Genomic DNA, 21,495 nt, shown 5'->3' on the forward strand with positions numbered 1-21,495 from the left:
CGACGATTGACTCTGCAGCGCCGACGCTATTAACTCTTTATTAACGATTAGAGCAGCAGCGGGGACGAACCTAAAGAAGCTGCCTTCAACTCAGGATTGCGCGAATACGTCCGGACAGAGAGCGTCCGGCATACCGCGCCGCAGGGGACTTGTATGGCGTCTTGGACTGGGGTTAAGGGAAGTATCGCAGCGCTTTGCGCACTTTTCATTTCAGCAAACACGGCAATTCCTGCACAGGCAGGATCTTCTCCATGGATGCAGACCGGCTCCGCCACTTCTCAGCCGATCGGTCACTATGAGTTCTGCCAGAAGTACAAGAGCGAATGCAATGTGCGCTCCAAGGGAACGGTTGCTGTGCGCGTGACTGAACGCGGCTGGGCGACGATCCGGCAGGTGAATGCCGCGGTCAATCGCGAGATCATACCGGTCACCGATCTGGAACTGCATGGCAGAGACGAAGTCTGGTCCTATCCGGACAAGGCCGGTGACTGCGAGGATTTCGTACTCGAAAAGCGCAAGCGCCTGATGAACAAGGGTTTCTCGGCCAGCGATCTCTTGATCACCGTCGTTCGCAAGCCCGATGGCGAAGGCCACGCGGTGCTGACCGTGCGCACGTCGCAGGGCGACTTCATTCTCGACAATCTCGAAAACGGCGTAAAGCTCTGGACCAACACGCCTTACCGCTATCTGAAGCGCCAGGCCTCGAACCACAGCGGCCGCTGGGTCACCATCCAGAATGGCGCGGAAGTCGTCGTCGGTTCGGTCGGCAACTGATCCAGGGCAAAGCAAAGAGTTTCAAAAGGGCCGGTCACACCGGCCCTTTTTCGTATCTGCCGCTCGCCCGTCACGCGTTGCCGATCAGGATGCCGGCCGCCAGCACCAGACCGCCACCGAGCACGACCTGGAATGCGGCCCTGAGGAACGGCGTTTCCATGTAGCGGTTCTGGATGAAGGCGATCGCCCAGAGTTCGAAGAAGACGATTACGGCCGCGGTGGCGGTCGCCGTCCAGAAATGCGGGATCAGATAGGGCAATGCGTGGCCGAGACCGCCGAGTGCAGTCATGATGCCGGAGGCCAGGCCCCGCTTGATCGGCGAGCCGCGACCGGAGAGCTTTCCGTCATCGTGGGCGGCTTCGGTGAAGCCCATGGAGATGCCGGCGCCGACGGAGGCCGAGAGGCCGACGAGGAAGGTCTGCCAGGTGTCCTGGGTGGCAAAAGCGGCGGCGAAGATCGGCGCCAGCGTCGAAACCGAACCGTCCATCAGGCCGGCGAGGCCGGGCTGAACGTAAGTCAGGATGAACTGCCGACGCGCAGTCTGGTCCTCCTCGGCGCGCACATCCTCTGGCGTGTGTTTCTCACCCAGCCGGCGGGCGAGCGATTCGTGGGTTTTTTCGGCGATCGCGAGATCGCCGAGCAGCTTGCGGGTGGCCGCATCCTGGGTTCGCGCCGCGGCCTCGACGTAGAAACGGTGTGCTGCCTCCTCCATCGCTTCGGCTTCCTCACGCGCCTTTTCGATCGGCATTTCGGCAATCAGCCAGTCCGGCTTGCGCTCAGGGAAGTCACGCACGTGTTCGCGCCGGATAAGCGGAATGCGGCTGCCGAAGCGCTGGACATGCAGATCGATCAACCACTGCCGGTGGTGGCTTTCCTCCTCCGCCATTTCCTCGAACACTTTTGCCGAGTGCGGATACTGCTGCCGCAGCGCGTCGGCGTAGGCGAGATAGATACGCCCGTCGTCCTCTTCCGAGGAGATGGCGAGCGCCAGGATTTCCTGTTCGCTTAGGGAAAGAAAGGGCCGTTTGGATCGGGAGAAAAGGCGCGAAAACATCGGAATGAAACCTTCTTTAGAATAATTCTAAAATAGAAATCGAAGAATGCGTCGTCAAGGCCAAAGCCATGCAATCATGCGACAATCTCTCGACAGGGCGTCGCGGCTGAGCCACGATGAAGGCTCCTGCGAATCCCCTTCATTCCCGGAGCGATCGCCTCGATGAGGACCATCTATCCGCTTTCCGAAAGCAAGGACACGTTTCTGGATCGTCTCGGCGCAAGGGTTGCCGCGCGGCTGCAAGCGCAGACATCCGGCTACGAGCCTTATACTCCTTCCGATCAGGAAACCCTGGCGCGCACGCTCCGCCCGGGCGACGTTCTCTTGATCGAAGGCAACCAGAAGGTTTCGGCCGCGATCAAGTATCTGACGCAATCGACCTGGTCGCACGCCGCCTTCTTTGCCGGCGACCAGATGCCGCTGACGCTCGATCAGGCGACATTGCCGGTGATCGAACGGCCGCAGCTCATCGAGGTCAATATCGGCGAGGGCTGCGTCGCGGTGCCGCTGAAGAAATATGCATCCTTCAACACGCGGATTTGCCGGCCGATCGCGTTGACGCCGGATGATCGCACGGCGCTCGTCGGCTTCATGATCTCGCGGCTGGGGATGAAGTATGACCTGAAGAACATTCTCGACATGCTGCGCTACTTCATGCCGACACCGCCGGTGCCGGTGCGCTGGCGCCGCCGCCTGCTAGCCTTCGGCTCGGGCGATCCGACGCGGGCGATCTGCTCGACGCTGATTGCGGCCGCCTTCGAGCAGATCCGCTATCCGATCCTTCCCGAAGTCACGCGCGCGCCCGGGCGGGCCGCGGCCACCTCGACCTATTCCCGCGAGGAGATCCTGCACATCCGGCACCACTCGCTCTACACGCCGCGCGATTTCGACCTCTCGCCGTTCTTCGCGATCGTCAAGCCGACGCTGGAGTTCGGCTTCGACTACAAGCGGCTGCGCTGGTATGCCGCCGATGAGAGCAATCCCAGGAAAAGCGTGTAGCGGTTTTCCTGGGATTGCTCCTTTCTAAAGATTGAGCGCGAGCGCCTGTTCGCGGGCCATGAAGTCGCGCTGACGATCGGTGATGTAGTCGCGCACGATCGGAGCGGCATCGCGCGAGCGCGAGAGCTGCATGTGGAAGACAAGCTGGCTGCCGGTGCGGAACATCATCTCGGCGCTGATCAGGTAGAACTCCCACATGCGGGCAAAGCGCTCGTCGTAAAGGGCGATCACCTTGTCGCGGTTCGCCTCGAAGCGCGCACCCCAGTGCGCAAGCGTCGTAGCGTAGTGCACCCGCAGGAATTCGAGATCGCTAACCCAGAGGCTGTTGCGCTCGACGACCTCGAAGACCTCCGAAAGCGCCGGCGAATAGGCGCCGGGGAAGATGTACTTGCGAAGCCACGAACTGGCCATGCCGGGCGGGCTCATGTGTCCGATCGAATGCAGCACCGCCAGGCCATCATCCGGCATCAGCGCGTTGAGCTTCTTGAAGAACTCGTCATAGTGGTGGACGCCGACATGCTCGAACATGCCGACCGAGACGATGCGGTCGAACGGCCCCTGCACATCGCGATAGTCCTTGAGCTCGAAGCGCACCCGGTCCGACAGGCCCGCCTTGCGCGCCCGTTCGGTAGCAAGCGCCTGCTGCTCCTTGGAAAGCGTCACGCCGAGCACCTGAACATCGGCGAGCTGCGCGAGGTACATCGCAAGATCGCCCCAGCCGCAGCCGATGTCCAGCACCTTCATGCCGGGCTCCAGGCAAAGTTTGGAGGCAAGCAGCCTCAGCTTGTTGCGCTGCGCCGTCTCCAGCGTTTCATTGGGCTCGCGAAAGTAGGCGCAGGAGTAAAGCATGTTCTCGTCGAGGAACAACTTGTAGAATTCGTTGCCGAGATCGTAGTGATGCGCGACGTTCTGCTGCGCCTTGCCCTTGGGATTTGCCTGCTGACGCTTGCGGAAGCGCATCTTCACCGCGCGCAGGAGCTTCTGGATCGGGTAAGAGCCGAGCGACAGCCGGTTGATCGAAAACAGCGTCAGGAAATCCCTGAGGGTCGAGCCCTCTTCGAAGCGCATGGTGCCGTCCATATAGGCTTCGCCGGCGGCGAGCTCCGCATTGAAGACGAGGCTGCGGTAGAGCTTCTTGTCGGTGAGGCGCATCGTCACCTCGGGCCCAGGCGTCCCGGAAAAGACGTGGCGCTTGCCGTCAGCGTCGATCACCGTCAGGCGACCCTTGCGAATGAACGACTTCATCATATGCGACAGTGGGAACATGCAGGCCCTCTCGTGACACGAAGCAGTGTGACGGCGGCATCCTAGCACCCGTTTTTCGAAATGCGCTCCCTAAATTTGTGGTTGCTGATCGAAGCTGCCGATACGAAAACGGGGACGGCAACTGTCGCTACCGTCCCCGTTCCAAATTGACCTGGCTTATGCCTCAGTCCTTGGCGCGCTCGACGTAGGAGCCGTCTTCCGTCGCGATGACGACGCGGGTGCCGGCCTGGATATGCGGCGGAACGAGCGTGCGAACGCCGTTCGACAGGACAGCCGGCTTGTAGGACGACGAGGCCGTCTGGCCCTTGACGACCGGCTCGGTCTCGGTGATTTCGAGGATCACGTGGCGCGGCAAGTCGATGGCGATTGCCAGGCCTTCGTGGACCGAGAGAATGCAGGCCATGCCTTCCTGCAGGTAGGCCTTGAGATCGCCGATATCGTCCGTGCTCATGACCAGCTGGTCATAGCTTTCCGGGTTCATGAAGTGGAAGCCTTCGGCATCTTCATAAAGGAAGGTGTGTTCGCGGTCTTCGACGAAGGCGCGCTCGACCTGTTCGGTCGTGCGGTAGCGCTCGGAGACCTTCACGCCGTCGGAGATGCGGCGCATGTCGACCTGGGTGACCGGCGTGCCCTTGCCCGGGTGGAAGTTCTGGGCGGTAAGCACGACATAGAGCTTGCCGTCGACGTCGAGAACGTTGCCCTTACGGACAGATGAAGCGATGACCTTGACCATTAGTCTTCCTTGTAACAGAGGTATGCGCGACACCGCGGGCCGGAAACACTGGCCCTGAAGGACGCGAAAATAAGGATTTCGCGCCGCCACTACCCTAATTTCGTGCAAATAGCCAGCCTGAGCCGGCATCTGCGCGAAGAAAGCCTGGACTGAACCGATCATGTCGCATGCCTCACCCTGGTGGACACCCGATGTCCATGCCGACCGGCGCCCGTTTCTTCTCGGCCGCAACCGGATCCAATCGGCATTGCGCCGGTTCTTCGAGACGCGCGATTTCATCGAGGTCGATACCGCGACGCTGCAGGTCTCGCCCGGCAACGAGGCGCATCTGCACGCCTTCGCAACAGAGGCGCTCGATCATGACGGCTCCGGCCACCCGCTCTACCTGCACACTTCGCCGGAATTTGCCTGCAAGAAGCTGCTGGCGGCCGGTGAACAGCGCATCGCCTGCTTTGCCCATGTCTACCGCAACCGCGAGCGCGGCCCGCTGCATCATCCTGAGTTCACCATGCTCGAATGGTATCGCGCAGGCGAGGGTTACGAGGCGCTGATGCGCGACTGCGCCGAGATCCTGGCGCTCGCCGCAGAGACCACCGGGACCAGACAATTCGCCTTCCAGGGCCACATCTGCGATCCCTTCGCCACGCCCGAGCGGCTGAGCGTCGCAGAAGCTTTCGCGCGCTTTGCCGGCATCGACCTGCTGGCCTCGATCGCCGCCGACGGCGAAACCGACCGCGAGAAACTCGCCGCGGAGATGACCGCGGCCGGCCTTCGGGTCGCCCATGACGACACCTGGGCGGATCTCTTCAGCCGCGTGCTCGTGGAAAAGGTCGAGCCGCATCTCGGCTTCGGCCGCGCGACGATCCTCGACGAATATCCGACCGCCGAGGCAGCGCTGGCGCGGCCAGCGGCGCGCGATCGGCGCGTCGCCGAACGCTTCGAGCTCTATGCCTGCGGTGTGGAGCTCGCCAATGCCTTTGGCGAACTGACTGACGCGGCGGAACAGCGCCGGCGCTTCGAGATGGAAATGGCCGAGAAGGCGCGTGTCTACGGGGAGACCTATCCGCTCGACGAAGATTTCCTGGCAGCGCTCGCCATCATGCCCGAGGCAAGCGGTATCGCTCTCGGCTTCGACCGGCTGGCGATGCTGGCAACCGGTGCGTCGCGCATCGACCAGGTGCTCTGGGCGCCGGTGCCGGAGACGCGATCATGAACGTCCATCGCCCGATCAAAACCGCGCGCGAGCTGGTTGATGCCGGCCTTATCGACAGAGCCGAGGAGGCGGCGGTGGCCACCGTCGCCGAGCGCTATGCCGTTGCGATCAGCCCCGTGATCGCCGGCCTGATCGACCCCCGCGATCCCCATGATCCGATCGCCCGGCAGTTCGTGCCCGATGCCGCCGAGCTGACGCTGCTGCCTGAGGAACGCGAGGACCCGATCGGCGACAAGCCGCATAGCCCGGTCACCGGCATCGTCCACCGCTATCCGGACCGCGTCCTGTTGAAGGCCGTGCATGTCTGCCCGGTCTATTGCCGCTTCTGCTTTCGCCGCGAGATGGTGGGGCCGCAGGGCCTCGGCACGCTGACACCGGCCGAGCTCGACGCCGCGATCGCCTATATCGCTGCGCATGAGGAAATCTGGGAGGTGATCCTCACCGGCGGCGATCCGCTGATCCTGTCGCCACGGCGGCTCGGCGAACTGATGGAACGGCTGAAGCCGATCCCGCATGTGAAAATCGTTCGTTTCCACACGCGCGTCCCCGTCGTCGAGCCGGCGCGCATCGACGCCGACCTGATCGAGGCGCTGAGGGCCAGTGGCAAGGCGACCTATGTCGCGCTTCACGCCAACCACCCGCGCGAACTGACGGACGAGGCGCGCGCTGCTTCGGCGCGGCTGATCGATGCCGGCATCGTCATGGTCAGCCAGTCGGTGCTCTTGAAGGGCGTCAACGACGATCCGGACGTGCTCGCCGACCTGATGCGCGCCTTCGTCGAGACGCGGATCAAGCCCTACTATCTGCACCACCCGGACCTCGCCCCCGGCACCAGCCACTTCCGCCTGTCGATCGAGGAAGGCCAGGCGCTCGTCGCCACGTTACGCGGTCGTGTTTCCGGTCTCTGCCAGCCGACCTATATCCTCGACATCCCCGGCGGACACGGAAAGGCAGTGATCAGCGCCGCGGCGATCGCGGCCGATGGCGGCGGCTGCTACACGGTCACGGATTTTCGCGGCGGCGAGCACAGCTACCCACCGAAAGCCGGATGACCGCGAGAAATCGCGACTCTCAAATTATTGAAACTTCTTCAAAATATTCAGCTCATGCATTTTTCTTCGCGTCCTGCGAGAAAATTCATGGAGCCGCGTCACAGCTGTGCGGCGTCGATCGTCAATTGGTCATAGGCAACACGACAACGATGGAGTTGAGACCATGACCGATACCAAAGCCGTCCGCTACGAACAGGAAATCCCGGATGTACTCGGCGCGCTCGCCGATGTGCACAAGGCCATGGACCTGCACGGGCTCGACCGGACGATCCACAATCTCGTGCAATTGCGCGCCTCGCAGATCAACCGCTGCGGCTTCTGCGTGAAGATGCACACCAAGGAATCCCGCGCCGAGGGCGAGAGCAACGAGCGGCTCGACCGCATCATCGTCTGGGACCAGGTCAATGATTTCTCGCCGCGCGAGAAGGCAGCACTTGCCTGGACCGAGGCGCTGACCGAACTTGAGCCCCGCACCGATTTTTCGCCGCTCCGCGCCGAGCTGCGCCAGCACTTCAGCGAGAAGGAAATCAGCGTCATCACCTCGACGGTGGCGATGATCAACCTTTGGAATCGCATCCAGATTTCGAGGCACTGACATGAACGACAGGCAGCACATGCAGATCTTCGAGGAGGCGCGTCCGCGCCTTCTCGGCCTCGCCTACCGCATTCTCGGCTCGCGCGCCGATGCGGAAGATGCGGTGCAGGACACCTTCCTGAAATGGCAGGAGGTCGATCGGGCATCGATCGACACGCCGGCGGCCTGGCTGACCACTGCCTGCACCCGGCGCTGCCTGGATCTCCTGAAGGCCGCACACCGCAAGCGCGTCGACTATGTCGGCGCCTGGCTGCCAGAACCGATCCACACGGCAGCCGAAGACAATGCCGAAGAAAAGCTGGCGCTCACTTCTTCGCTCACAACCGCGTTCCTGCTGATGCTCGAGCGACTGACCCCGAAGGAGCGCGCGGCCTACCTGTTGCACGAGATCTTCGGCCAGCCCTATGACGAGGTCGCCGAAACCCTGGACATGCAGGAGACCGCCGCCCGCAAACTGGTGTCGCGCGCCAAGACAAATATCGGCCTGGAGAAGGCCCGGCACCAGACGCCGCGGGAACGCCAGGACGCATTGCTCTCGGCCTTTCACCAGGCGATCCACGGCGGCAGTGTCGCCGGTCTCTCGGCGTTGCTTTCCGCCGACGTGAAGCTGACGGCCGACGGCGGTGGCAAGGTTGCGACCGTGCTCGGCGTCCTTGCTGGCAAGGAGACGGTGCTCGCCTTCATCATCGACCGGCTCACCGAGTACTGGGCGCACTACGCCTGGGAGATCGGCGACATCAATGGCGGCCGCGGCATCGTGCTCAGGGACGAGGCGAAAAACGAGATCGCCGCGACGGTCGCCTTCGGCTATGACGGCGACGGAAACGTCAACGACATCTTCATCATGCGCAACCCGGACAAGCTCACGCATTTTGGCGAGGCTGCGCTCCACTGACATAGCGGCACCGCCGAAGCGAGCGCGATTACCCGAAACCGGATCAACCGGTGCGCGTTCGCCGTGGTGTCCCGCGTGAGGTACTGACATGCTTGAAAAAACACCCGCCCCCCAACAGGAAACCGGCTGGCGCGCGCTGCTGACAGGCGATAACGCCGTGCATTCGCTCGTGCTCAGCGGCGGCGTCGCGCTGCACGCGCTCAACGTCTATGTGGTGACGACGATCATGCCCTCGATCGTGCGCGAGATCGGCGGGCTCGAATATTATGCCTGGAGCACGACGGTCTTCGTCGCGGCCTCGATCCTCGGCGCCGCACTGTCGGCACGGCTGCTTGGTGCCGTCGGCGCCGGCCGCGCCTATGCGATCGGCGCACTTGTCTTCGGCCTGGGTACGCTGTTTTGCGCCACGGCCCCCTCCATGACCATCCTGCTTGCCGGCCGTGCGATCCAGGGTTTTGGCGGCGGCCTGCTCTATGCGCTGGCCTATGGCGTGATCCGGCAGGTCTTCCGTCCCGAGCTCTGGACCCGCGCCATCGGCCTGATCTCGGCAACCTGGGGAACGGCGACTTTGATCGGGCCTGCGATCGGCGGCATGTTTGCCGAATTTTCCACCTGGCGCGTCGCCTTCTGGTCGCTGCTGCCGCTGACGGCGCTGCTTGCAGCACTCGCCTTCTCCACGCTTCCGCGCAAGGCGGCGGACGAAGAAGGGCGTACGCCGCTTCCCCTGGTGCAACTCCTGTTTCTCGTCGGCATCGTGCTCGCGCTATCGGTTGCAAGCACGCGCACCGTCGCCTTCGAGCAGATTGCCTGCGTTGGCGCGGCGGTCCTCCTGTTCCTAAGCCTGCTGTTGGTCGAGCGTCGCGCGGCGGGCAATCTCTTGCCCTCCGGCAGCTTCACCCTCACCTCCCCGCTGGCCGCCCTTTATGCTACGATCACGCTGCTGATGGTGGGCCTGCAGCCGGAAATCTATGTGCCGTATCTGCTGCAGGAACTGCATGGGTTGTCACCGCTGGTGGCCGGCTATATCGCAGCGCTGATGTCGATCGGCTGGACGGCGGGATCGATGACGAGTGCCCATTGGCACGGAGAACGGGCGAAGCAGACGATCTTTGCCGGTCCGGCCCTCGGCTTCGTCGGCCTGGCCCTGATCGCCTTGTTCATGCCGATGGCGGGCGCGGAGTTCCTGGTCATCGCGGCGCCACTCTGCGCAGGCATTGTCGCGGTCGGCTTCGGAATGGGCTTTGCCTGGCCGCATATCGTTACCGCTGTCTACGAGTTCGCGCCGGAGGGCGAAGCGGAGAAGGCCTCGAGTTCGATCACCACTGTCCAGCTCTTTGCCGCCGCACTCGGCGCAGCGCTGGCCGGACTGACGGCCAACCTCGCCGGGATCGAGTCATCGGCAGAAGGCGGCGTGGCGCTGGCGACGACCTGGCTCTTCGGCCTGTTTGCGCTGCTGCCGGCGCTGGCGCTGCTGACGGCCAGGCGTGTACGGCGCGCAAGACGAACGACGGCCTAGGCCATCGACTAATGCGGCCCGCCGAAAACCACGGCGGGTCGCTGCCAGACACAGCGGCACCGCTAGCGCGTTCGACGTGGCGCCGCCGGGAGGGAACGATGGAAGCCGAGGGCATCGGCCTTCATGGCGTGCGGGAAACGCTGCTGATCACGCTCCGGGCGAAGGCTGCGGAAAGCGCGCTGCCCGATTCTCTCCTGCACGACCGCTTCGCCGCCGAGCTGATGCGACGCCTCGACGGCAAGGCGAAGGCGCCCGATGTCGGTCACGACATGACGATCGGCATCGCGATGCGCGCCTATCTGCTCGACCGGTGGACCCGAACTTTCATCGAAAGCCATCCGGATGCGGTCGTGCTCAATCTCGGTTGCGGCCTCGACACGCGGATCCTGCGGCTCGATCCGCCTTCATCCGTCGCCTGGTTCGACATCGACTTTCCAGACGTGATTGCCTTGCGCCAGCAGTTCTTCGCCGATCGCGTCGGCTGCACTACGATCGCCTCTTCCATTACCGAGCGGGGCTGGATCGACCGCATCCCTGACGACCGGCCGGCGATTATCGTCGCTGAGGGGGTGCTGCCCTATCTTCACGACCAGGAAGTGCGCGATCTCATGCGGCGGGTCGTCACATGTCTTGCCGGCGGCGAGATCGTCTTCGACGCCTATAGCCATCTCGGTATCGAGCTTTTGCGTTTCAACCCGTCATTGCGCGCGACGGGTGCGGAGTTGCGCTGGGGGATAGAGGACGCGCGGGCGCTGGAACGGGACGTGCCCGGGCTGACGCTGCTCGAAGACATCCATGACTACGATGCCGCGCAGATCGCGCGCATGTCGCCGATGGCGCGAATTGCGGTCCAGTTCGTCAGTGTGATTCCCATGCTGCGCCGCATGGGGCGCCTGCTGCGCTACAGTTTCAAGCAGGCATGAAAAAGGCCGCGCCTTGCGGCGCGACCCTTCGATTGCAGGCGGTCGATTTCGGCCAATCAGGCCTTGATCGGCGCGATCGAGATTTCGACGCGGCGGTTCTGCGCGCGGCCGGCTTCGCTCGAATTGGAAGCAATCGGGCGCTCCTTGCCGTAGCCCATCGCCGACATGCGGCGCTGGTCGACGCCCTGGCCAGCCAGATAGTTGGCAACCGAAGCGGCGCGGCGCTCGGAGAGGCCCTGGTTGTACGAGGCGCTGCCGGTCGCGTCGGTGTGACCGTCGACGTCGATCATCGTCTTGTTGAACTTGCGCAGCACGATCGCCACCGAGTTCAGCGTGTCGTAGAAGGCCGGGATCACCTGGTCGCGGTCGGTCGCGAACGTGATGTTCGACGGCATGTTGAGGATGATGCGGTCGCCCGCACGGGTGACCGAGACGCCGGTGCCCTGAAGCTGGGCGCGCAGCTCCGCTTCCTGGTTGTCCATGTAGTTGCCGATCAGGCCACCACCGAGACCGCCGATCGCGGCGCCGACGAGCGCGGAGTCGCGCCGGCCTGCGGCACTACCGCCGACGAGCAGACCGGTCGCAGCACCGAGACCCGCGCCAATCAGCGCGCCGCCGGCCGTGTTCGACATCTTCTGCTCACCCGTATAGGGATCGGTGGTTGTGCATCCCGAAAGATAGATGGCCGCAACAGCCAGAATGGCGCATTTCTTGATCATGGAATCAGTTGTCCCCATTGGTGCTCGAAAGTGCTTCATACTAGCGATTGCGGCAGGAAGATGAAGAGGCGTCCCAATCACGCCATGGTTTACCGGCAATTGCCGTGTTGCGCGGATTCGGTGTGCCGGTCGGGCCACACTATAACCGATCCTTCACATGCCCTTGATAGGACGGACATCCAGACGACCAAGACGTATAAGCGGCCTTCCGACGCCGCCCATTGATAAGAACGAGGCAATATTTGATGGCAATCGAGTTCGGCGACACGCAACGCAGTCTCAGCGACACGCTCAACGGCATGATTGCCTCCATTCGCGGCGAGACGATCACGCTGCGCGAGCTGATGACCGAGATCGGCGAACAGGGGTTCCTGCTGCTGTGCGCCCTTCTGACGCTGCCGTTCCTGTTGCCGGTGTCGATCCCTGGCGTCAGCACCGTTTTCGGGGCGGCAATCATCCTGATCTCCGTATCGATCACACTCAACCGGCTGCCCTGGGTGCCACGGCGCATTCTCGACCGCAAGATCGAGACCGAGAAGCTGGTTCCGACCCTGCAGAAGGGGGCAAGCATCGTCTCCAAGCTCGACCGCTACGTGCGGCCGCGCCTGGGCTTCCTGACGCAGGGCGCCATGATGAACCGCTTCAACGGCCTGATGATCATGGCCGGCGGCATTCTCCTGATGTTCCCGCTCGGGCTGATCCCGCTGTCGAACACGCTGCCGGGGATCGCGATCCTGCTGCTCTCGCTCGGCATCATCCAGCGCGACGGGCTGATGGTCGCCGGGGGCTATCTCTTCCTGATCGCAACAACGGTCTACTTCACCGTGCTTGCCTATATGGCCTTTGCCGCCGGCCAGGGCCTGTCGACGTTCTTCGTTTCCTGACACATATTCACATCAGACGTATGAATCGGCCCGGCCAACTGCCGGGCCTTTCGGTTTTAGGCAGCCAACCCGCCGAAAGCCCGGTAGCTGGCGAAGTCCGTACGGATGCCAAGCGTCTTCATCAGCGCTTCGCGATCGAGACCGAGCTGGTGGTCGAACGCGATGAGCGCGGCTGCGACCTTGGGCGCGACGTCAGCACTCGCGAATTCGATCATGGTAATGAAATCGAACTGGCCGGGACCGGCGTGCTGCTCCAGGAACAGGTCTTTCACATAACCGTCCTGCTTGCGGATGACGGCCAGCGTCTTGTCGACCAGTTCGACGAATTCCTGCCGTGCTTCCACCGGTACGGTGTATTTGTTGATACGGTAAAGCGGCGCCACGCTATTCGATTGACTGCTCATAGCTCTTTCCCTCTCATCTCATTTTGAACGAGAGCAGTCGTACGACCTCAAGTAAAGTTGAGGTCAATAGCGGCAAACGCATTTTTCCGAATGCCTGATCCCTAGCTGGAAATGCCAGTCAGCACATTGGCAACGTTGAGGCCGATTTCCGGCACGCCATAGCCGCCCTCCATGCAGACGACGACCGGCAGGCCGGCACGCTTCAACGCCTCGCCCATGCGCAGATAATCGTCAGACTTCAGCCGAAAGAACGAAATCGGGTCGCGCTCGAAGGTATCAACGCCGAGCGAGACGACCAGGGCCTCGGCACCGAACGCCTCGATGCGGGACAGCGCGTCGGCCATCGCCGCCGACCAGGCGTCAAACCGCGTGCCGCGCGGCAGCGGATAGTTCCGGGTCGTGCCCAGCCCCTCGCCGGCGCCTTCCTCATCGGCAAATCCGAGGAAATGCGGGAAGGCTTCGACCGGGTCGCCATGCAGCGAGGCGAAATAGACGTCGCCGCGCTCGTAGAAGATATCCTGGGTGCCATTGCCATGGTGGAAGTCGACGTCGAGCACGGCGACCTTCTGCGCACCGTGATCCCTTAGCCGCTGGGCGGCGCAAGCGGCGTTGTTGATGAAGGAATAGCCGCCATAGAGATCGATCGCCGCATGATGGCCGGGCGGGCGGCAGAGCGCGAAGGCGGCATGGTTGCCGGCGTGGATGTGATCGGCGGCCGAAATGGCGCAATCCATCGCGGCGCGCGCGGCGGCATAAGTACCCTCAGTGATCGCCGTTTCCGCCGCGAAGGAATAGTAACCGAGCGCACCGTCGATATCTCTCGGTGGGCGCTGGCGCATGCGCCGCGCCGGGAAACAGGCCGGGATCGCTTCGCCGCGGTAGCCATCGGCAACCCAGCGCGACCAGGCGGTTTCGAGAAACGCGAGATAGTCAGGCGTATGCAATTTGAGCGCGACCTCGAGATCGTGGCGATCGGGCGCTGCGATATCGTGGAAGCCGGCTTCCTTTACCGCTGCCAGGATCCATTCGGCGCGAAACGGCGCCTCGAAAGGCKGCACGAGTTCGCCGCCGAAGAGTTCGGTCTTGGCGTCGCGGAGCTTGTGGTCCTCGGTGTAAAAGATGCGCATAGAGGTATCCTGAAGAGGCAACAGACGGGTGCCGGTACCCTACCCCAGGTTTTAGGCTTGGCAACCTTGGTGGATGCCCCTCATTCGGCCTGCCGGCCACCTTCTCCCCGCAAGTGGGGCGAAGGAGACTCGCGGCAGCTGCTTGCCTCGACAACAGCACCGTCGAAGGACCATAGCTCCGCTCAGCAGGGTTACGAACGGGCACGTCCCCTCTCCCCGCGAGCGGGGAGAGGGTTAGGGTGAGGGGGCAATCGCGAGCCGCGACAAATGCCGCTAAGCCGCAATCCGCTTGTAAAAGAACGTCGTGGCGCAGAGGCCGCCTTCCGGCCACATCGCATAGTCGGGGATGACGCCGACGCGCTCCCAGCCGAGGCGCGGATAGATCGCCTCAGCATCGCTGCCGGTCGCCGTGTCGAGCACCAGCAGCGTCTTGCCGCGGGCCGCCGCCGCCTGTTCGACCGCCTCCATCAGCCGCCGCGCCAGCCCCTTGCCGCGGGCATCGCGATGCACCAGCAGTTTTTTGAGGTCGCCGCGGTGCGGCTGGTTCGGCATCTGCGCGACACCGACCTGCACGGTGCCGAGGATGCGGCCGGCGACCTCCGCCACCATCAGCAGCGTTTCGTTCGCAGCGACGGCCTCAACGACACCGCGCCAGTAGGCAAGCGCGCTTTCCGGCGGATAGGGCTGCATGAAGCCGACCGAGGCGCCACCCTCGACGCAATCGGAAAGCACCTCGGCAAGAGCCGGCATGGCGTCGCGGGCTTGGGCTTCATCGAGCAGGCGGATCTGGATATCGGGCATGGTCAAACCTTGGTGCGACAGAGGATGACGGCATAGTGAGCCGGCTCATCGTGAGGATTGTGGAAGATGTGGCCGTATTCCAGCCCCATGAACAGGCAGTCGCCTGGCTCAAGTGAATGGGAGCTCGCTGCGGTCGTCATTTCGAGCCGCCCGGAAAAGAGCCAAAGATGCTGGGTGATGCCCCGGTCCGACGGCTGCCGCTCGAATACCACGCGGGCGCCCGGCGGAAACTCGACCTCGACGATATCGACGGGCGAGCCGAGGCCGTCCGGCGAGACGGAGCGGCGCAGATAGCCGGATTCCGGATCGCGCCAGAGTCGTTGTTCCGCACGCCTTGCAAGCGGCGACGCCTCCTGCGTTTCGAAGGCGAAGAGTGCTGAGAGCGTGGTTGAGAGCGCGCTGCAGAGCTTGGCGAGAAGCTGGGCGGTCGGGCTCGCCTCGCCGCGCTCGATGCGCGAGATCATAGCCCGGCTGACGCCGGAACTGGCGGCGAGCTCGTCCAGCGTCAGGTTCTGTTGGTTGCGCAGAGTGCGAATGCGCTCGCCGATGGCATGTTCGAGGGTGTCGGTAGCGTTTTCCATTATTTGAGATTGCATTTCTCATATAATAGAGTCAAGACGCAGACAGACTGAAAATACGGGCATGCGATGCCGCTTTGGCGACAGCGCGACACAGGGCTTTCGGCTATGGTGGCCGTTTCGCGAGCACAAACGAGAAAAGCTTACACTTCAATACTTTAGATAATTCTCATCGACCACACCCAGTGCACGTATCCCGTGCGCCKCCATCGACAGGTTGGACATGACCAAGCAGCCCTCTTCGCTGACCTCGATCGCCAGCATCGTTGCCTCGATGACGGCGGTGGCGATCGGCAACGGCATGATGCTCGCCTATGTGCCCTTTGCGCTGACGCGTTCCGACGCACCGGACTGGGTACCAGGTGCCGCCGTGACGATGATTGCCTTCGGTGGGTTGGTCGGCTGCGTCATCGCCGGACCGATGATCCGCCGCGTCGGCCATGCGCGCGCCTTCTCCTGCTCGATGGCGCTCGTCATCCTGTCGGCCCTGACGATCGCGCTCGGCATGCATCCGCTTTTGTGGGTGCTTGCCCGCGGCCTTTATGGCGCGTCCGGCAACACCAACTTCATCATCGCCCAGAGCTGGCTCAACCATGCGAGCGAGAACCACTGGCGCGGTAAGGCCATGGCTCTGTTCTACATGGCCTATGTCATCGGGCTCGGCACCGGTGCCTGGCTGTTCGGGCAGATTCCGGCCGATGGCAACCTGCCGCCGCTCGTCACCATCTTCTTCACGGCACTCGCGCTCTTACCAATCGGGCTGACGCGGCTGCCGACGCCACCGGCCCCCGCCAAGGTCAGCATCGACATCCCCATGGTCTGGCGCAATTCCCCCGTCGCCTTCATCGGCGTGCTCGCCGCCGGCGGCCTTTCGATGGTGGTACAGGGCTTCACGCCGATCTATGCGGCCGCCAACGACGTCAGCCAGAGCGACGTCGCCAACCTGATGTTCGTCATGCAGTTCGGCCTGATCGCCATCCAATATCCGATGGGAACGCTATCGGACCGGATCGACCGCCGCCTGGTGCTGATCGGCACCTGCCTCCTGATCCTCGCCGCCGGTTTCTTCGCGCTTTCGGCCTCCTTCAGCAATCTGATCCTATTGATGCTGGTCTTTGCGCTCTTTGCCGGCGCGGTCGAGACCGTCTATTCGATCGCCAATGCGCATGCCAACGACCGCACGGATCCTGCCGATTTCGTGCCGCTCGCCAGCACCATGCTGGTCGCCTGGTCGATCGCCGCGACCGTCGTGCCGATGCTGGTAACGCTGCTGACACCTGTGTTCGGGCAGCGCACTTTCATCTATGCGGCGATGGTCGTTGCCGCCCTTTATGCGCTCTTCGTGCTGCTCCGGTTGCGCAAACGTGACGAGGCGCCGGCGGCCGAGCGCGAGAGCTTCGAGATCAGGAGTGCGCAGGTCCCCAATGCCGGCGCGCTCGTCGATGCGGAAGCGAGCGCCGAATAGGCCGATTTATAGTGAACGAAGCCTTCATTTCCCGCTTTGCGGCGCTTGAAGGCACTGCTATATGCGGCCCATGAGCACAACATCTTCGAAGACGCCCCTTTCGCATATCCGCAACTTCTCGATCGTGGCCCACATCGACCACGGCAAGTCGACGCTTGCCGACCGGCTGATCCAGTCCACCGGCGGTCTCGCCGAACGCGAGATGTCCGAGCAGGTGCTCGACAGCATGGATATCGAGCGCGAGCGCGGCATCACCATCAAGGCCCAGACGGTGCGCCTGCACTACAAGGCCAATGATGGCGAGACCTATGTGCTGAACCTCATCGACACCCCCGGCCACGTCGACTTCGCCTACGAAGTCTCGCGCTCGCTGTCGGCCTGCGAAGGCTCGCTGCTCGTCGTCGACGCGTCCCAGGGCGTGGAAGCCCAGACGCTCGCCAACGTCTACCAGGCGATCGACAACAATCACGAGCTCGTCACCGTGCTCAACAAGATCGACCTGCCGGCGGCCGAACCCGACCGCATCAAGGAGCAGATCGAGGAAGTGATCGGCATCGACGCTTCGGACGCGGTTTTGATTTCGGCAAAGACCGGCCTCGGCATTCCCGATGTGCTCGAAGCTATCGTCACCAAGCTGCCGGCGCCGAAGAGCGAGGGCGGCGACGCGGCGCCGTTGAAGGCACTGCTCGTCGACAGCTGGTACGACACCTATCTCGGCGTCATGGTTCTCGTGCGCATCATCGACGGTACGCTCAAGAAGGGCATGACCATCCGCATGATGGGCACCGACGCCAAGTACACGATCGAGCGCGTCGGCGTGCTGACGCCGAAGATGGTGGCGATGGATGCGCTCGGCCCGGGCGAGATCGGCTTCATCACCGCCTCGATCAAGGAAGTGGCCGATACCCGCGTCGGCGATACCATCACCGAGGACAAGCGCCCGACCGCAACCGCACTGCCAGGCTTCAAGCCGGCGCAGCCGGTGGTCTTCTGCGGCCTGTTCCCGGTCGATGCCGCCGACTTCGAGGACCTGCGCTCGGCCATGGGCAAGCTGCGCCTCAACGACGCCTCGTTCTCCTTCGAAATGGAATCGTCTGCGGCTCTCGGCTTCGGTTTCCGCTGCGGCTTCCTCGGCCTGCTGCATCTTGAGATCATCCAGGAACGCCTGGAGCGCGAGTTCGACCTCGACCTGATCGCGACGGCCCCTTCGGTGGTCTACAAGCTGTTCATGACCGACGGCTCGGAGCGCGAGCTGCACAACCCGGCCGACATGCCCGACGTCGTCAAGATCGCGGAAATCCACGAGCCGTGGATCCGCGCGACGATCCTGACGCCCGACGACTATCTCGGCGGCATCCTGAAGCTTTGTCAGGACCGCCGCGGCATCCAGATCGAGCTGACTTACGTTGGCACCCGCGCGATGCTGACCTACGACCTGCCGCTCAACGAAGTCGTCTTCGATTTCTACGACCGGCTGAAGTCAATCTCCAAGGGTTATGCCTCGTTCGACTACCAGATCACCGAGCACAAGGAGGGCAATCTTGTGAAGATGTCGATCCTCGTCAACGGCGAGCCGGTCGATGCGCTGTCGATGATGGTGCACCGGATGGCGGCGGAAAAGCGCGGCCGCGAAATGTGCGAGAAGCTCAAGGAGCTTATCCCGAAGCACATGTTCAAGATCCCGATCCAGGCGGCGATCGGCGGCAACGTCATTGCCCGCGAAACCATCTCGGCGCTCCGCAAGGACGTGACCGCCAAGTGCTACGGCGGCGACGCCACCCGCAAGCGCAAGCTTCTGGAAAAGCAGAAGGCCGGCAAGAAGCGCATGCGCCAGTTCGGCAAGGTGGAGATCCCGCAGGAAGCCTTCATCGCCGCGCTCAAGATGGGCGACGAATAAGCGGCGAGGCGCACACCTCTACGTTTGAAAGGGCGGCCCTCCGGTCGCCCTTTTTGGTTTGGGTTTGCGTTGCATATCGCTTTGCGGTCGACGAAGGCCCGCCCTGCCGTACCAGACAATGCCCGCCGACTGCCTGGGGGCGGCGTTCAAATACCGGGGCGTCGTTGCCCGGTCCGGGATTGGATCCTCCGATCAAGCCTGACAATAGCAACGGGGTGGAGGTGACGCGTCAGCGAGTGCTTGCGCGCCCGTCAAAGCACATATTGCTTCGAGATTCGATCCACCGGCCGGCCATCCGCCAGCGGCACGGCCTTGTCGACCTTGTAGTCGGTGAACCCCATCTTGCCATAATAGGTCAGGCCGCCCGTATTGTCGGCGCGGATGGTAGCGTTGAGCGCCTTGAGGCCGATCGAACGGGCGTAGTCGCAAGTGGCTTCGAAGAGCGCGGTGCCGGCGCCGCGCACCCTGTTGCCGGGGCGCGAGAAGGTGCCGATGTCGGCCCAGTCCGCGGGTATACCGTCCCAGCGGTCCAGCGCCTGGAAGGCGCAGGGCGCGCCGGTTTCATCCTCGGCGACGAAGCAGGAAACGAAGCCTGGGCCGGCGAGATAGTGCGCCACGAAGCTCTCCGGCGTGAACGGCGTCTGATGGGCAGTGGTGCCGCCGATCTCGATGATCTCGTTCAGGAAGGCTGTGAGCGCCGGCGCATCGTCGGGCCGCGCCGGGCGGACATGGATCGTTCTCGTCGCATCGGCCATATGAGAAATACTCCTTGAAAAGGTCTAAAGCATTGAGTTCGCTGCCCGCGGCAGCAGGCGGGCCGGATTGCCGGCAACCACGGCGCCTGCCGCCACGTCCTTCGTCACCACCGAGCCTGCGCCGACGATTGCGCTATCGCCGATCGTCACGCCACCGAGGATGATGGCGCCGCCGCCTATCCAGACATCGGCGCCGATCGTCACCGCCTTGGCAACCTCGAGGCCCTGGCTGCGAAACACCGCATCCCTGTGGTGATCGGCGCAGTAGATCTGCACGTTCGGCCCCAGCATCGTCCCCTCGCCGATCGTCACCCGGCCGCTGTCGAGAATCGTGCAGCCGGCATTGAGATAGACGCGGGCGCCAAGGCTTGTGTTGATGCCGTAGGAACAATGGAACGGCGCCTCGATAAAGACATCATCGGCAACCGCGCCGAACAGCGCGCGCAGCGCCGGCGCCATGCTTCCGCGCTCGGCTGGCGCCACGGTGTTGTGCTGGTGCACCGCGACACGCGCGATCAACCGCAGCGCCTCCAGTTCGGCGTCGAGGCACGAATACCATTGCCCGGCCGCCATCTTGTCGCGTTCGCTCGCGGTCACGCCCCAGCCCTTGCTTCTGCCGCTTCTCGCCGCGCCAGGCTTTCGGCCGGCCACATCGTCTTCATGTCGTAATAGATCTCGAAGGCCGGGGCGCCGCCTTCGAGCGACAGCCACTTAACCTTGGAGCGGGTGAAGATATGGGCGTCCGGCGGGAAATCCGATGGGCGGTCAAGGCTCGCGATGCGGAGGAAGGAGAGCCAGCCACGGCGGCCATAATCGCTCCAGAGCGCCGTCTGGCAGGCGGCGCAGCGATAGACGTCGTGCGGGCGGCCACTGTCGGTGGGGAGTGTGACGACGACTGGCTCGCCCTCGACAAGCTCGATGTTGTCGCGCTCGATGACGCCGTTGACGACGAAGGCGCTGCCGACCTGGCGCTGGCAGTCGCAGCAGTGGCAGCAATTGACGAACATCGGCGCCGCCTTCAGCCGGTAGCGGATCCTGCCGCAGAAGCAGCCGCCGTTGAGTGCTTCGCTCATCCGTCCATCTCCTCGAGTACCGGATCCGTGGTCGTCGATGCGCCATCCTGGCGGACGATCGTCGCGACCCAGGCGCGCGCCAACGCCAGGCCCGCGGCATCGGCCTCCCGGCCGTGACGGGCGGCGTGCTCGCGATAGCGGGCTAGCCAGGTGGGGTCGAGCCGGTTGATCGTGTCCGGGAAGGCCCGGTTCCAGTCCTCGACGAGGTGCGTGTCCGCCTCGAAATGAAACTGGGTGCCATAGGCGGCGCGGCCGATGCGGAAGGCCTGATGCGTGGTGACGGCGTTTTCGGCGAGATGAACGGCGCCCTCGGGCAGGGTGAAGGTATCTCCGTGCCACTGGAAAATCGGGAAGCTTTCGCCGACGCTGGAAAGCACCGGGTCCTCAGCGCCTTCGCCGCGGACCTCCACCCGGCACCAGCCGAACTCCTTGGCGGCGCCCAGCAGGTTTTCCGCGCCATAGGCGCGCGCAAGAAGTTGGCTTCCGAGGCAGATGCCGAGCACCGAGCGCCCACTTTCGCCGAAGGCGCGCATCAATGCGGCGAGATCGGGCAGATAGGGATAGGCGGCATCGTCGAGCGCGCTCTGTTCGCCGCCAAGCACGACGAGCGCATCGTAACCGTCGGGCGTTTCAGGCACGGGATCACCCAGATAGGCGCGGTGGATCTCGATCTGCGCCTTGACTTCGCGAAGTGCCGAGCCGACCTGGCCGAGTTCGGTCTTCGCCATGTTTTCAACCACCAATACGCGCATCGTCACCTTCCCATTGCCGT

General features: G+C 63.5%; 23 protein-coding genes. 11 read left to right on the forward strand and 12 right to left on the reverse strand.

What is annotated here, in order from left to right:
* The first annotated feature begins 153 nt into the window (after positions 1-153).
* Complete coding sequence (locus tag AB4Z53_RS04740; protein WP_441594985.1) at positions 154-774, forward strand: transglutaminase-like cysteine peptidase; 621 nt, start codon at positions 154-156, stop codon at positions 772-774.
* A gap of 70 nt (positions 775-844) precedes the next feature.
* On the opposite strand, the gene mbfA is transcribed toward AB4Z53_RS04740, so the two are convergent.
* The gene (gene mbfA / locus AB4Z53_RS04745) at positions 845-1,828 is read right to left on the reverse strand and encodes an iron exporter MbfA (protein ID WP_223726129.1); all 984 of its coding nucleotides are present in this window, start codon (positions 1,826-1,828) and stop codon (positions 845-847) included.
* Positions 1,829-1,990: 162 nt separating this feature from the next.
* Between mbfA and AB4Z53_RS04750 the strand changes: the two genes are divergently transcribed.
* Positions 1,991-2,827 carry a lipo-like protein gene (locus AB4Z53_RS04750; protein ID WP_291152986.1) on the forward strand — a complete coding sequence of 279 codons (837 nt, stop codon included), beginning with the start codon at positions 1,991-1,993 and terminating at the stop codon, positions 2,825-2,827.
* 24 nt (positions 2,828-2,851) lie between these two features.
* Here AB4Z53_RS04750 and AB4Z53_RS04755 read toward each other — a convergent pair whose 3' ends face one another.
* Positions 2,852-4,093 (reverse strand): SAM-dependent methyltransferase, encoded by a 1,242-nt coding sequence (locus tag AB4Z53_RS04755; RefSeq protein ID WP_291152989.1) that lies wholly within the window; start codon positions 4,091-4,093, stop codon positions 2,852-2,854.
* 163 nt (positions 4,094-4,256) lie between these two features.
* Positions 4,257-4,826, reverse strand: a complete 570-nt coding sequence (gene efp / locus AB4Z53_RS04760; RefSeq protein ID WP_291152992.1) for an elongation factor P — start codon at positions 4,824-4,826, stop codon at positions 4,257-4,259.
* A gap of 160 nt (positions 4,827-4,986) precedes the next feature.
* On the opposite strand from efp, the gene epmA reads away from it, so the two are divergent.
* From epmA to AB4Z53_RS04790, 6 genes are all read left to right on the forward strand, one after another.
* Positions 4,987-6,039, forward strand: coding sequence for an EF-P lysine aminoacylase EpmA (gene epmA, locus AB4Z53_RS04765; protein WP_291152996.1), 1,053 nt, complete (start codon positions 4,987-4,989; stop codon positions 6,037-6,039).
* Positions 6,036-7,091 (forward strand): lysine-2,3-aminomutase-like protein, encoded by a 1,056-nt coding sequence (locus tag AB4Z53_RS04770; protein ID WP_441594988.1) that lies wholly within the window; start codon positions 6,036-6,038, stop codon positions 7,089-7,091. Before epmA ends, AB4Z53_RS04770 begins: the two co-directional genes overlap by 4 nt.
* A 163-nt stretch (positions 7,092-7,254) precedes the next feature.
* Positions 7,255-7,686, forward strand: coding sequence for a carboxymuconolactone decarboxylase family protein (locus AB4Z53_RS04775; RefSeq protein ID WP_113538899.1), 432 nt, complete (start codon positions 7,255-7,257; stop codon positions 7,684-7,686).
* A gap of 1 nt (position 7,687) precedes the next feature.
* A complete protein-coding gene (gene sigJ / locus AB4Z53_RS04780) occupies positions 7,688-8,581 on the forward strand; it encodes an RNA polymerase sigma factor SigJ (RefSeq protein WP_441594990.1) in 894 nt (297 codons plus the stop codon).
* Positions 8,582-8,669: 88 nt separating this feature from the next.
* Positions 8,670-10,097, forward strand: coding sequence for an MFS transporter (locus AB4Z53_RS04785; protein ID WP_441594992.1), 1,428 nt, complete (start codon positions 8,670-8,672; stop codon positions 10,095-10,097).
* A 98-nt stretch (positions 10,098-10,195) separates the two neighbouring features.
* Positions 10,196-11,020: a class I SAM-dependent methyltransferase gene (locus AB4Z53_RS04790; protein WP_223726122.1), complete on the forward strand. Its 825-nt coding sequence runs from the start codon at positions 10,196-10,198 to the stop codon at positions 11,018-11,020.
* A gap of 56 nt (positions 11,021-11,076) precedes the next feature.
* Here AB4Z53_RS04790 and AB4Z53_RS04795 read toward each other — a convergent pair whose 3' ends face one another.
* A complete protein-coding gene (locus tag AB4Z53_RS04795) occupies positions 11,077-11,739 on the reverse strand; it encodes an OmpA family protein (RefSeq protein ID WP_113538895.1) in 663 nt (220 codons plus the stop codon).
* A gap of 245 nt (positions 11,740-11,984) precedes the next feature.
* Here AB4Z53_RS04795 and AB4Z53_RS04800 point away from each other — a divergent pair, with 245 nt between their 5' ends.
* Positions 11,985-12,623 (forward strand): exopolysaccharide biosynthesis protein, encoded by a 639-nt coding sequence (locus AB4Z53_RS04800; protein WP_223737004.1) that lies wholly within the window; start codon positions 11,985-11,987, stop codon positions 12,621-12,623.
* 56 nt (positions 12,624-12,679) lie between these two features.
* Here the strand turns inward: AB4Z53_RS04800 and AB4Z53_RS04805 are convergent, their stop codons facing one another.
* The 4 genes from AB4Z53_RS04805 to AB4Z53_RS04820 form a co-directional block, all read right to left on the reverse strand.
* Positions 12,680-13,027, reverse strand: coding sequence for an antibiotic biosynthesis monooxygenase (locus AB4Z53_RS04805; RefSeq protein WP_441594994.1), 348 nt, complete (start codon positions 13,025-13,027; stop codon positions 12,680-12,682).
* Between the two features lie 101 nt (positions 13,028-13,128).
* Entirely contained in the window at positions 13,129-14,154 is a 1,026-nt protein-coding gene (locus AB4Z53_RS04810; RefSeq protein ID WP_441594996.1) for a histone deacetylase family protein, read from the reverse strand.
* 273 nt (positions 14,155-14,427) lie between these two features.
* Positions 14,428-14,955 (reverse strand): GNAT family N-acetyltransferase, encoded by a 528-nt coding sequence (locus AB4Z53_RS04815; RefSeq protein WP_441594998.1) that lies wholly within the window; start codon positions 14,953-14,955, stop codon positions 14,428-14,430.
* Between the two features lie 2 nt (positions 14,956-14,957).
* Positions 14,958-15,536: a helix-turn-helix domain-containing protein gene (locus AB4Z53_RS04820; RefSeq protein ID WP_441595000.1), complete on the reverse strand. Its 579-nt coding sequence runs from the start codon at positions 15,534-15,536 to the stop codon at positions 14,958-14,960.
* Between the two features lie 220 nt (positions 15,537-15,756).
* Here AB4Z53_RS04820 and AB4Z53_RS04825 point away from each other — a divergent pair, with 220 nt between their 5' ends.
* Together AB4Z53_RS04825 and lepA are read left to right on the forward strand one after the other, a co-directional pair.
* Positions 15,757-16,998, forward strand: coding sequence for an MFS transporter (locus AB4Z53_RS04825; protein WP_441595002.1), 1,242 nt, complete (start codon positions 15,757-15,759; stop codon positions 16,996-16,998).
* 70 nt (positions 16,999-17,068) lie between these two features.
* Positions 17,069-18,895, forward strand: a complete 1,827-nt coding sequence (gene lepA / locus AB4Z53_RS04830; protein WP_441595004.1) for a translation elongation factor 4 — start codon at positions 17,069-17,071, stop codon at positions 18,893-18,895.
* Positions 18,896-19,146: 251 nt separating this feature from the next.
* On the opposite strand, the gene AB4Z53_RS04835 is transcribed toward lepA, so the two are convergent.
* Genes AB4Z53_RS04835 through AB4Z53_RS04850 form a run of 4 tightly spaced genes read right to left on the reverse strand, consistent with a single transcriptional unit; the run spans position 19,147 to position 21,475 of the window.
* Complete coding sequence (locus tag AB4Z53_RS04835; protein WP_441595006.1) at positions 19,147-19,650, reverse strand: GNAT family N-acetyltransferase; 504 nt, start codon at positions 19,648-19,650, stop codon at positions 19,147-19,149.
* Between the two features lie 24 nt (positions 19,651-19,674).
* Positions 19,675-20,247 carry a sugar O-acetyltransferase gene (locus tag AB4Z53_RS04840; protein WP_441595008.1) on the reverse strand — a complete coding sequence of 191 codons (573 nt, stop codon included), beginning with the start codon at positions 20,245-20,247 and terminating at the stop codon, positions 19,675-19,677.
* On the reverse strand, positions 20,244-20,723 hold the full coding sequence (locus tag AB4Z53_RS04845; protein ID WP_441595010.1) for a GFA family protein: 480 nt from the start codon (positions 20,721-20,723) through the stop codon (positions 20,244-20,246). The genes AB4Z53_RS04840 and AB4Z53_RS04845 overlap by 4 nt, the downstream gene beginning before the upstream one ends.
* A complete protein-coding gene (locus AB4Z53_RS04850; RefSeq protein ID WP_441595012.1) occupies positions 20,720-21,475 on the reverse strand; it encodes a type 1 glutamine amidotransferase in 756 nt (251 codons plus the stop codon). Before AB4Z53_RS04850 ends, AB4Z53_RS04845 begins: the two co-directional genes overlap by 4 nt.
* Between the last annotated feature and the right edge of the window lie 20 nt (positions 21,476-21,495).

The organism is Ensifer sp. 2TAB8 (genome assembly GCF_052115125.1).
Taxonomy (GTDB): domain Bacteria; phylum Pseudomonadota; class Alphaproteobacteria; order Rhizobiales; family Rhizobiaceae; genus Ensifer.